This window comes from Streptomyces sp. NPDC004539 (assembly GCF_040610055.1).
In the GTDB taxonomy this organism is placed as follows: domain Bacteria; phylum Actinomycetota; class Actinomycetes; order Streptomycetales; family Streptomycetaceae; genus Streptomyces.
This window is the reverse complement of the sequence record NZ_JBEXLS010000001.1, coordinates 253206-264739: the sequence shown is the minus strand read 5'-3', so window position 1 is coordinate 264739 and position 11534 is coordinate 253206. Positions and strand designations below refer to the sequence as shown.

The 11534-nt window shown below is 70.6% G+C and carries 10 protein-coding genes; 5 read left to right on the top strand and 5 right to left on the bottom strand.

All coding sequences use genetic code 11. From position 1 onward, the window contains the following. Nucleotide 1: 1 nt before the first annotated feature. The 4 genes from ABZX85_RS01140 to ABZX85_RS01125 form a co-directional block, all read right to left on the bottom strand. Nucleotides 2-505: an ATP-binding protein gene (locus ABZX85_RS01140; protein WP_355861340.1), complete on the bottom strand. Its 504-nt coding sequence runs from the start codon at nt 503-505 to the stop codon at nt 2-4. Between the two features lie 327 nt (nt 506-832). Continuing rightward, on the bottom strand, nt 833-1600 hold the full coding sequence (locus ABZX85_RS01135; protein WP_355861338.1) for an enoyl-CoA hydratase-related protein: 768 nt from the start codon (nt 1598-1600) through the stop codon (nt 833-835). A 168-nt stretch (nt 1601-1768) separates the two neighbouring features. Next, nucleotides 1769-2953, bottom strand: coding sequence for an Ig-like domain-containing protein (locus ABZX85_RS01130; RefSeq protein ID WP_355861336.1), 1185 nt, complete (start codon nt 2951-2953; stop codon nt 1769-1771). A gap of 228 nt (nt 2954-3181) precedes the next feature. After that, nucleotides 3182-4402 carry an Ig-like domain-containing protein gene (locus ABZX85_RS01125; RefSeq protein ID WP_355861334.1) on the bottom strand — a complete coding sequence of 407 codons (1221 nt, stop codon included), beginning with the start codon at nt 4400-4402 and terminating at the stop codon, nt 3182-3184. A 189-nt stretch (nt 4403-4591) separates the two neighbouring features. Here ABZX85_RS01125 and glgX point away from each other — a divergent pair, with 189 nt between their 5' ends. Both glgX and ABZX85_RS01115 read left to right on the top strand, forming a co-directional pair. After that, on the top strand, nt 4592-6802 hold the full coding sequence (gene glgX / locus ABZX85_RS01120; protein WP_355861332.1) for a glycogen debranching protein GlgX: 2211 nt from the start codon (nt 4592-4594) through the stop codon (nt 6800-6802). A gap of 99 nt (nt 6803-6901) precedes the next feature. Then, nucleotides 6902-8299: a sulfatase-like hydrolase/transferase gene (locus ABZX85_RS01115; protein ID WP_355861330.1), complete on the top strand. Its 1398-nt coding sequence runs from the start codon at nt 6902-6904 to the stop codon at nt 8297-8299. Here ABZX85_RS01115 and ABZX85_RS01110 read toward each other — a convergent pair. Beyond that, nucleotides 8296-8730 (bottom strand): hypothetical protein, encoded by a 435-nt coding sequence (locus ABZX85_RS01110; RefSeq protein WP_355861328.1) that lies wholly within the window; start codon nt 8728-8730, stop codon nt 8296-8298. The genes ABZX85_RS01115 and ABZX85_RS01110 overlap by 4 nt on opposite strands. 145 nt (nt 8731-8875) lie before the next feature. On the opposite strand from ABZX85_RS01110, the gene ABZX85_RS01105 reads away from it, so the two are divergent. From ABZX85_RS01105 to ABZX85_RS01095, 3 genes are all read left to right on the top strand, one after another. Continuing rightward, nucleotides 8876-9694 carry a polysaccharide deacetylase family protein gene (locus tag ABZX85_RS01105; RefSeq protein ID WP_355861326.1) on the top strand — a complete coding sequence of 273 codons (819 nt, stop codon included), beginning with the start codon at nt 8876-8878 and terminating at the stop codon, nt 9692-9694. After that, the gene (locus tag ABZX85_RS01100) at nt 9691-10854 is read left to right on the top strand and encodes a hypothetical protein (RefSeq protein WP_355861324.1); all 1164 of its coding nucleotides are present in this window, start codon (nt 9691-9693) and stop codon (nt 10852-10854) included. Before ABZX85_RS01105 ends, ABZX85_RS01100 begins: the two co-directional genes overlap by 4 nt. An 87-nt stretch (nt 10855-10941) precedes the next feature. After that, on the top strand, nt 10942-11532 hold the full coding sequence (locus ABZX85_RS01095) for an ADP-ribosyltransferase (RefSeq protein WP_355861322.1): 591 nt from the start codon (nt 10942-10944) through the stop codon (nt 11530-11532). Nucleotides 11533-11534 lie beyond the last annotated feature (2 nt).

The following is an 11534-nucleotide window of genomic DNA, read 5'->3' as shown; positions in this document are numbered from 1 at the left end:
GCTACCTGTCCCCGACCCTCATCTCGAACCATGTCGTCTTCCCGCGCGGAAGTAAGTCGACCCCCCAGCGGTCGGACAGCTTGTCCACGAGGAACAACCCCCGCCCGCTGACGTCGAGTTCCTGCACGGGCATGAGACAGGGCAGCCCGCGCGAGGGGTCGCGCACCTCCACCCTGATCCACCCCCGGCGCCGCCGCATCCGCAGCCCGAAGACCCGGGCGCCGGTGTGCCGCACGGCGTTGCCGACGAGTTCGGAGACGAGCAGGACGGCGTCCTCGGCGAGCTTGGGGGACAGCCCCCACTGGCGCAGGACGACGAAGTGGGTGAGGCGGCGGGCGGCGGCGGCTGACTCGGGGCGCGAGGGGAGCGGAATCTCCGCCTCCGCGGGATCGCCGAACAGTTCTACTGCCTTCAGTGCCCGCTCGTCCTCGATCGCGGGCGACCAGCGCGCCGCGTCCACACGCCCGTGTCCCCGCGGCTGTTCGAAACTCTCCAGCCCCGCCATGCCCCCATCATGGCCGCCCGGAGCGCCGCCCGTGGCCGTTCCCGGGGAATAGGCCCCCCGCAAGCTTCCGGTGTCCACCGGGCCAGGGGCATATGACAGTGGCAGTCGGGAGTCCGCAACACCCCCGCTGAGCTGCGGCGACGGCTCACTCGGCGGCAATCGACGGCTCCCTCGGCAGAGCGGGCTCACGGTCACCTCAAGGCTCCCACAAACCGCCCCTTCGAGGGACCCGGATGAGACATCACGTCAATTGCAAGACCCCGTACGGGAATTCGGGGAGGGGATAACTCACAGGCCGATCCGGTTTACGGCACAACACCCGTGCCGTCAGAGGAACTTCGCCTTCCCCGGCCCCTCCTCCACGAAGCTCCGCATCCCCCGCTCCCGGTCCTCGGTCGCGAACAGCCCCGCGAACCAGTTGCGTTCGACGGCGAGGCCCGTCTCCAGGTCGGTCTCCAGGCCCACGTCGATCGATTCCTTCGCGGCGCGCAGCGCGATCGCCGGACCCTGCGCGAGCTTCGCGGCCCAGGCGTGCGCCTGCGTGTACACCTCGTCGGCGGGGACGACGCGGTCCACGAGGCCGAGCGACAGCGCCTCGTCCGCCTTCACCATCCGCCCGGTGAAGATGAGGTCCTTCGCCTTGGACGGGCCGATCAGCCGGGCCAGCCGCTGGGTGCCGCCCGCGCCCGGGATCACCCCGAGGAGGATCTCCGGCTGCCCCAGCTTCGCGTTCTCCCCGGCGATCCGGTAGTCCGCGCAGAGCGCCAACTCGCAGCCGCCGCCCAGCGCGTACCCGGTGATCGCCGCGACGACCGGCTTCGGGATACGGGCCACGGCCGTGAACGCGTCCTGGAGGGCGCGGGCCCGCAGCACCATCGCCGCGTGGTCCATCGCCTGCATCTCCTTGATGTCCGCGCCCGCCGCGAACACCTTCTCCCCGCCGTACACCACCACCGCGCGCACGTCGCCACGCCGCCCGGCCTCCTCGGCGAGCTCCTTCAGCCGGTCCTGCGTGGCGGTGTCCAGCGCGTTCATGGGGGGCCGGTCGAGCCGCAGCGTGCCGACGCCTTCGGAGACTTCGAGATTCACGGTCATGCAGGCAGGTTAACGGGGACTAACGGGAACCGGCTCGGTGCCGTCGGACACAGTCGGCCGGGGGTCCGGGGGTTGTCCCCCGGGCAGGTGCAGCACGGTGACCAACGACAGGGGCCTCGGTGCCGTGAGTCACAGCACCGAGGCCCCTCTTCTACCTACTGGAACGAACTACTTCGTCCACTCCGCCCACGACATGTTCCACCCGTTGAGCCCGTTCCCCGGATTCACCACCGGGTCCGTCGAGTTCTTCACGACGACGACGTCGCCGATCATCGAGTGGTTGTAGAACCAGGCAGCGGCGATCTTGCTGTCGTACCCGCCCCGCACGTCCCGCAGCCCGATGCAGCCGTGGCTCGCGTTGTAGTTGCCGAACGCGTCCCCGCCCCAGTAGTTGCCGTGCACGAACGTGCCGGAGTCGGTGAGGCGGATGGCGTGCGGGACGTCCTTGATGTCGTACTCGCCGTCGTAGCCGACGGTGTCCCCGTTCATCCGGGTGACCTCGTACTTCTCGCTCATCACCATCTGCCCGTTCCAGGTGGCGTACCCGGGCTTGCCGGTCGTCACGGGGATCGTCTTGATGGTCTTGCCGTCCTGCTGGACGGTCATCGTGTGCTTCTTGGCGTCGACGGTCGACACCTGGTTGCGCCCGATGGTGAAGGAGACGGTCTTGGTCTGCTCGCCGTAGACGCCCTTGCGGCCCTCGACGCCGTCGAGGTTGAGCGTGACGGTGACCTTCGTACCGGCCTTCCAGTACTGCTCGGGACGGAAGTCGAGCCGGTCGTTGCCGAACCAGTGGCCCTGGACGTCGACGGCCGGGACCGTCTTGATCTCGATGGCCTTCTCGACGGCGTCCGGCGCGGTGATCCCGCGCGTGAAGCGGATCGAGAACGGCATCCCGACGCCGACCGTCGAACCGTCCTCGGGCGTGAAGTTGCCCATGAACGTGTTCTTCGGGCTGAGCGTCGTGAACGTGGAGTCCTCGGCGGCCTGCCGTCCCTCGGTGTCCTTGGCGACCGCGTGCACCTGGTACTTCGTGGACGCGGCGAGATGCGTGGCGGGCGTCCAGCCGGCGCCGTCCGCGGAGATCGCGCCCTTGACCGCCGTCCCCTTCGGGTCCTTGACGGTGACCTCGGTCAGCTTGCCCTTGGCCGCGGAGACCTTGAGCGTCCCGCTGGTGTTCACGGCGGTCGCGCCGTTCGCGGGGAGGATGCTGACGACCGCCTCCGACTGCCCGCTCTGCGCGGTGTCGGCCGCCTTGCCCTTCGTGTCGTTCTTGCCGGACCCCTCGGACCCGGTCCCGGAGTCCCCGCTCCCGCCGCACGCGGTCACGGCGAGCAGGAGGACGCCCGTCATGAGCGCCGTCCCCCGCTTCCGTCCTCGCACCGACGCCCCCGATATCGGCCGCACGTTCAAGTCGTTCTCCCCTCGCGAGGCCCCAGGTCAGGCCCCCACCCCCGCGCTCGCCGCGCGATCACTGGCGCATCCTAACCGGCCGCATTTGACCATCTGGTCAGGTAAACGTCACCGTTTCGTCGCAAAGGACCCACCCGCTCTTGCCCGCCCACTCCGCCCACCTACGGCCTACCCGACCGCACCCCCCGCGACCCACTCCTTCCAGCCCATGTTCCAGCCGCCCAGCCCGTTGTCCGCGGCCACCGTCTTGTCCCGGCTGTTGACCACCTCCACCACGTCCCCGATCAGACTCCGGTCGAAGAACCACCCCGCCGGAGTCTCCGAAGATCCCCCCTTCACATCCTTCAGACCCACACACCCGTGACTCACGTTCACCCGTCCAACGGCGTACGGCGCCCAGTAGTTCCCGTGCAGGAAGGTCCCCGAGTCGGTCAGCCGCATCGCGTGCGGGACGTCCGGGATGTCGTACTCGCCGCCGAAACCGACCGTCCGGCTGTTCATCCGCGTCACTTCGAGCATCTCGGTGACGACCATCTTCCCGTTGTACGTGGGCGTCTTCGGAGACCCCGCCGTGATCGGCACGGTCGCCAGAAGGTGCCCGTCCCGCCGCACCTCCATGGTGTGCTCGGCGGCGTCCACCAGGGAGACCTGGCTGCGCCCGACGGTGAAGGAGAACGTCTTCGACTGGAGCCCGTACACCCCGGGCGCCCCCTCGACGTCCCGCAGCCGCAGCGCGACGGTCACCCGGGTCCCCGGCTTCCAGTACTCGCGCGGCCGGAAGTCCAGCCGCTCCCCGCCGAACCAGTGCGGACGCACCTCCACCGGCGGGTCCGAGGTGATCCGCACGGCCCGCTCGACGTCCGCGCGGCGCACGACCTCCCGGTTGAACTCCAGCGAGACGATCATCCCGGTGCCGACGGTCGACCGGTTCTCCGGCGAGACGTACCCGATGAACCGCTCGTCCGGCACGAACGTCGTGAACGTGCTGTGCCGCGCCAGCCGGTTGCCCGACTCGTCGCGCGCGACGACGTCCACCGTGTACCGCGCGGCGAGCGCCAGCCGGTCGTCGTCCGGCCGCCAGCCCGCACCGTCGTCCACGATCCTGCCGGGTACGACGGTCTCCTGCGCGTCCTGCACGCGCGCGACCCGCACGGACTCCAGCCGCCCGAACGGCACCCGCACCCGCAGCCGCCCCTCCGCGCGCACCCCCTTCGTCCCGTCCTCCGGCGTCACCCGGATCAGGTCCGCGGGCGCCGCCGGTTTCCCCAGCAGCCGGTCCATCCCGCTGCGCCCGTCCCCGGACGTGCACCCGGCGACCAGTCCTGTCCCTGCCACTACGACGGCCAGCGCGGCCCCCGCGCGCCGCGCGCGCCCATGTCCATGCCTCACGCCGACTCAACGAGCGGGTGCACCCCGGGGAAACGTGGAGAGGAAACACGAGTACGAGCCCCGGTCTGGGCGCGACGACCGCTGGGCAGAACAGGGGGAGGACGACGACCACCCGCCGGGGAGCCGCGCCACGCCGTACCCAGCCGGCGGGGTGTTCCGGCGGCGGACAGGACGAAGAGGGGCCGACCGGTGTCCAGCACAGCCGAACAGGAGTCAGCGGCGCCCAGTTCCGGGGCGGACGGCTCCGACCAGCGGACCCCACCCGTCTGGCCCGGCGCCCCCGTTCCGCTGGGCGCCCGCTTCCGCACCGGCCCCGGCGGGGGCACCGGCACCAACTTCGCCCTCTGGGCGGGCGGCGCCGAGGCCGTCGACCTCTGCCTGTTCGACGACGACGGCGCCGAGACCCGGATCGGGCTCACCGAGCTCACCCACGAGATCTGGCACGGCTTCGTCCCCGGCGTCCGCCCCGGCCGCCGCTACGGCTACCGCGTGCACGGCCGCTGGGACCCCTGGACCGGCGCCCGCTGGAACCCGGCGAAACTCCTCCTCGACCCCTACGCCCGCGCCGTGGACGGCGACTACGGCGGCCTGCCCCCGGAGGTGTACGGGCACGTCCGCGACTGGCCGCAGCAGCACGTCGCCGACACCGTCCGCGACGACCGCGACTCCGCGCCGTACGTCCCGAAGGGCGTCGTCGTGCAGGACGAGGACGACTGGGCGGACGACCAGCGGCCCAAGACGCCCTGGGCGGACTCGGTCATCTACGAGCTGCACGTCCGCGGCTTCACCAAACTGCACCCCGGCATCCCCGAGGAACTCCGGGGCACCTACGCCGGACTGGCGCACCCGGCGGCGATCGAGCACCTCGTCACCCTGGGCGTGACGGCCGTCGAACTCCTGCCGGTCCACCAGTTCGCCCACGAGGACCACCTGTTGCGCAAGGGCCTGCGCAACTACTGGGGCTACAACTCCATCGGCTACTTCGCCCCGCACGCCGCCTACGCCGCCTCCGGGACGACCGGACAGCAGGTCGGCGAGTTCAAGCGGATGGTCCGCGCGCTGCACGCGGCCGGTATCGAGGTGATCCTCGACGTCGTCTACAACCACACGGCGGAAGCGGGGGAGTTGGGCCCGACTCTCTCCCTGAAGGGCATCGACAACCGAGGCTACTACCGGCTCCAGCCGGACGCCCGCCGCTACGCCGACTACACCGGCTGCGGCAACACCCTGCACGTCGTCCAGCCGCACGTCCTGCGCCTGATCACCGACTCCCTGCGCTACTGGGTCACCGAGATGGGCGTCGACGGCTTCCGCTTCGATCTCGCGGCGGCCCTCGCCCGCTCGATGCACGACGTCGACATGCTCTCCCCGTTCCTCGCGGTGATCGCCCAGGACCCGGTGCTGCGCCGGGTCAAGCTCATCGCCGAACCCTGGGACGTCGGCTCGGGCGGCTACCAGGTCGGCGCGTTCCCCCCGCTGTGGACGGAGTGGAACGACCGCTACCGGGGCACCGTACGGGACTTCTGGCGGGGCGCGCTGCCCGACGTCCGGGAGATGGGCTACCGGCTCTCGGGCTCCAGCGACCTCTACGCCTGGGGCGGCCGGCGCCCGTACGCCTCGGTCAACTTCGTGACCGCGCACGACGGTTACACCCTGCGCGACCTCGTGTCCTACGAACGCAAGCACAACGAGGCCAATGGCGAGGGCAACCGGGACGGCAGCGACGACAACCGGTCCTGGAACTGCGGGACCGAGGGCGAGACGGACGACGAGGCCGTACTCGCCCTGCGCAGGCGGCAGTTGCGCAACCTCATGACGACGCTCCTGCTGTCGACCGGGGTGCCGATGCTGGTCGCCGGGGACGAGATGGGGCGCACCCAGGGCGGCAACAACAACGCGTACTGCCAGGACGACGCGACGAGTTGGGTGGACTGGGGGCTGCTGGCGGAACCGGGGTGGCGGGAGCTGTTCGAGCTGACCTCGCGGCTCATCGGACTGAGACACCGTCATCCGGTGCTGCGACGGCGGGCGTTCTTCTCCGGACGCGCCAAGTCGGCCGACGGGATACGGGACTTGGCGTGGTTCACCCCCGGGGGCGCGGAGATGACCGCCGACGACTGGTACGCGCCCGCCGCCACGCTCGGCATGTATCTGTCCGGGCGCGACATACCGGGGCGGGACGAGCGCGGCGAGCCGGTCGTCGACGACAGCTTCCTCGCGGTGCTGCACGCGGGGAGCGAGCCGGCGGGGTTCGTGCTGCCGGGGGTGCCGTGGGCGGAGCGGTACGAGGTCGTCGTCGACACCTCGCGCGAACAGCCGGGGGACGGGGGTGAGTTGGCGGCGGGTACGGAAGTGGTCGTACCGGGGCGGACGGTGCTGCTGCTGCGGGTGCGTTCGTGAACTCTGCGTGAATCCGGTGGCCGCGATCTTGCCCCTGGCCGGTGGCGGTCCGCATCCTCGGGACGTTCCCCTTCGCGAATACCCTGCCGAGGTTGACGTATGTCCGAGATATCCCGTCGCGCGTTCGGCGGTCTGGTGGGCGGCGGCGCGGTCACGGCCGTCGCGGGTACGGCCGAAACTGCTCAAGCCGCGCCTGCGGAAAGGCCGTTCAGGGCCGCACGCCGCACGAGCGGGCGCCCCAACTTCCTGGTGATCCTCGGCGACGACCTCGGCTGGGCCGACCTCTCGTCGTACGGCGCCCCGCACATCAGGACCCCGAACCTGGACCGGCTGGCCCGCGAGGGGGTCCGCTTCACCGACGCCTACTCCGGCTCCGCGACCTGCTCGCCCACCCGCTTCAGCCTCTACACCGGCCGCTACCCGGGCCGTACGCCCGGCGGTCTCGCCGAGCCGGTCGCGAGCCGCACCCAGGGCCTCGACCCCCACCACCCCACCCTGGCCTCGCTGTTGAGGAACGCCGGCTACGCGACCGCCCTGATCGGGAAGTGGCACTGCGGCTGGCTGCCCGACTACAGCCCCACCAAGTCCGGCTGGGACGAGTTCTTCGGCAACCACGGCGGTGTCCTGGAGTACTTCTCCAAACTGGGCCAGCTCGGCGAGTACGACCTCTTCGAGGGCGACGCCGAGTACCAGGACCTGCGCTACTACACGACCGTCCTCACCGAACGGGCCGTCGAGTACGTCTCCCGCGCGCACGACAAACCCTGGCTGCTGAACCTCAACTTCACCACCCCGCACTGGCCCTGGCTCGCCGAGGGCGACGCGGAGACCGGCGCGGAGATCGCCGCGAAGATCCGGGCGGCCAAGAGCCAGCTCGACATCACCGTCGCGCTCAACCACTACGACGGCGGCTCGGTCGCCAAGTACACGGAGATGGTGCAGAGTCTGGACGCGGCGGTCGGCGAGGTGCTGGCCGCGCTGCGCCGCTCCGGGCAGGAGGAGAACACGGTCGTCCTCTTCGCCAGCGACAACGGCGGCGAACGCTACTCCTACAACTGGCCGTTGAGCGGACAGAAGTTCCAGCTCCTGGAGGGCGGCATCCGGGTCCCGACGATCCTGCGCTGGCCCGCCCGCGTCGACGGCCGGCAGGTCAGCCACGAGCCGAACTTCTCCCCCGACTGGACGGCGACGCTCCTGGAGCTGGGCGGCGCCCGCCCCGACCCCGCCTACCCCCTCGACGGCACGAGCCTCGCCGGCTACCTCCTGCGCGGCGAAACCGTCCCGGAACGCGACCTGTTCTGGCGCGTGCGGGCCAACAAGGCGCTGCGGCGCGGAGACTGGAAGTACTACCAGGACAAGGACAAGGTCGACCACCTCTACAACCTCGCCGCCGACTCCCGCGAACAGGCCGATCTCGCCCCGGACGAGCCGGAGTTGCTGGCCGAGCTGAAGACGGCGTGGGAGCGGACGGCGGCGACGCTGCTGCCGTACGCCTAGGCGCGGTGCTGGTGCCACCAGTCGGTGATCTCCCGCGCCTTGCGATCGAACTCGGGGTCGACGAACGACAACGGGGCGGGCAGGACGTGACGCTTGCCGCGAGTGGTGTGGATGACGATTCTGCGGACGCCGAGGAGGGGGCTGGGGACCAGGTGGGCGATCTCGGTCCACAGGACGTGATGGTGACGCAGGCCGCCGCGGAACCGGATGCCCGCTTCAGTGAGCCGCACCCGATGCCGGCGGGTGACGTACGGCATGATCAGGACGGCCAGGGTGGGGCCGAACAGGATGAACAGGATGTCTCCCCTGGTGAGCCCCAGGTCCAGGAAGAGCTCCATCGCCGCGACGACGGGGAGGCAAGGCCCGTAGGCGATCAGGAGGTGGAACCTGATCTGGCGGCGGGTGAGGCGGTAGGGGCCCGGGGGATTCACTCGGTGGCCGTTCGTCGAGGTGATCGTATGGTCGTCGCATGATCGGCCAACCCTCGTGCCGCGTCCAGTGACATCCTCACCCAAACCCCCATCTCCTCGCCCCCGGGCGGGTGAATCACCCGTTTTCCGCCGCCGTGCCCCTTAAATGGGCCAGGTGACTCCGACCGACCGTCGTGCCGCGCTGCGGGCGGGTGCCGGGCTCGTCGCCGGGGGCGTGTTCCTCGCCGCGTGTTCCGGGCGCGGCGACACGCCCCACGGCGAGCGCGCCGCCCCCGCCTCGCCCGCCCCCACCTCACCCGCACCCCCCTCGCACGCCCCCGCGCGCCCCCTCACCGCCGTCCCCACCCCCCGCGCCTTCCCGAACCAGCCCGCCCAGATCGCCGCCGGTCCCCGAACCCGCCCGCAGGTCGCCCTGACCTTCCACGGCGCCGGCGACCCCGCCATCGCGAAGTCGCTGCTCGGCGAGGCGGAACGGGCCGGCGCGAGGGTGACCGTGCTCGCCGTCGGGACCTGGCTCGACGAGCAGCCCGAGATGGCCCGCCGGATTCTCGACGGCGGCCACGACCTCGGCAACCACACCCGCCGCCACCTCGGCATCAACGACATGACCGAGGCCGAGGCGCGCGCGGAGATCGCCGGGTGCGCGCAGCGGCTCAAGCGGCTCACCGGCGGTGTCGGGAACTGGTTCCGCCCCTCGCGGGCCGCCCGCGCCTCCCCGCTCGTCGTCCGGCTCGCCCGCGAGGCCGGGTACCCGCACGTCCTGTCGTACGACGTCGACTCGCTCGACTTCACCTCGCCGGGCGCGGACCGGGTGGCCCGGACGGTCCTGGCCGACGTCCGCCCCGGCTCCGTCGTCAGCCTGCACTTCGGCTACCGGGACACGGTCGCCGCCCTCCCCGTCGTACTGGAAGAACTCGGCCGCCGCGGGCTGCGCGCGGTCACCACCACGGAGCTGCTCAGTTGAAGAGTCGTCCTGCGCTCGTCGCCCTCGCCCTCGCCGCGGCCCTCACCGCCTGCGGCACCCAGGACAGCGGCCAGAAGGCCGCCGAGACCACCAAAGCCGTCCCCGCACCGGTCAAGAAGGCTGCCCCGCAAGGGCTGCCCGGCATGCCGCCGGTGCTCGACCCGAAGGACGTGTACGCCGCCGACCGGCCCAACCGGCTCTCGCCGGTCGTCAAGGACTTCCCGTCGCGCGTGTACGTCCCGAACACCGAGTCCGACACGGTCACGGTCATCGACCCGAAGACGTACGAGATCGTCGAGACCCTGCACGTCGGCCGCCAGCCCCAACACGTCGTCCCCTCCTGGGACATGAAGACGCTGTGGGTCAACAACAACCGGGGCCACACCCTCACGCCGATCGACCCGCGAACCGGCAAGGCGGGCAAGCCCGTCGAGGTGCACGACCCGTACAACCTGTACTTCACGCCGAACGGCAAGTACGCGGTCGTGATGGCCTCCATGGACCGCGAGCTGGTCTTCCGCGACCCGCACACCATGGCGCGCGTCAAGACCGTCCCGGTGACCTGCTACGGCGTCAACCACGCCGACTTCTCGCTGGACGGGCGGTACTTCATCGTCTCCTGCGAGTTCAGCGGTGAGCTGCTGAAGGTCGACACGGAGAGCATGAAGGTCGTCGGCCAGCAGAAGCTGCCGTTCGACGGGGCGATGCCGCAGGACGTCAAGATCTCGCCCGACGGGACGCGCTTCTATATCGCCGACATGATGGCCGACGGCATGTGGATCGTCGACGGGAAGACCTTCGGCAAACCGGAGTTCCTGCCCACCGGCAAGGGCTGCCACGGCCTGTACGTCAGCCGCGACTCCCGCGAGATGTACATCTCCAACCGGGGCGAGGGCACCATCTCCATCTTCGACTTCACGCAGAACAAGCTGACGAAGAAGTGGCACCTCCCGCAGGGCGGCAGCCCCGACATGGGCGGCGTCTCGGCGGACGGCAAAGTCCTGTGGCTGTCCGGGCGTTACGACGCGGAGGTGTACGCCATCGACACCACCACCGGCAAGCAGCTCGCCCGCATCAAGGTCGGCTCCGGCCCGCACGGACTCGCGGTGTACCCCCAGCCGGGCCGCTACTCGCTGGGCCACACCGGCATCTTCCGCTGAACCCTCCTTGACCGAGGGTCAGTTGACTCGCCGCCGTACGGGTGAAGGTCCCCGGCGGTCCGCCGTTCGCGCGGCAGGCTGCCCGGCATGATCACCACTTCCGTGCGGCGGCGTACCGCCGCCGTCGTCCTGTGCCTGACCGCCGTCTTCGCCACCTCGGCCGCCGCCCCCGCCCCCACGCTCGCCGCCGCCCCCAAGTGCCCCCAGTTCGAGGACAAACTGAAGGCCGCGGCCGACAAGAACGTCCACCTCGACCGGATCACCCCCGACCCGGTCTGGCGCACCACCTGCGGCACCCTCTACCGCAGCGACAGCCGCACCCCCGACAAGATCTTCCCCTTCGGCTTCTACCCGAAGGACGTCGAGAACGGCCAGTACGACGTCGAGAAGTACGTCCTGGTCAACCAGCCCTCCCCGTACGTCTCCACGACCTACGACCACGACCTGTACAAGACCTGGTACAAGTCCGGCTGGAACTACTACGTCGACGCCCCCGGCGGCGTCGACGTCAACAAGACCATCGGCGACACGCACAAGTGGGCCGACCAGGTCGAGGTGGCGTTCCCCGGCGGGATCGCCCGCGAGTACATCCTCGGGGTGTGCCCGGTCGACAAGGTCAAGAAGATCGAGATCATGGACGACTGCCAGAGCAACCCCTACTTCGAGCCCTGGCACTGAGA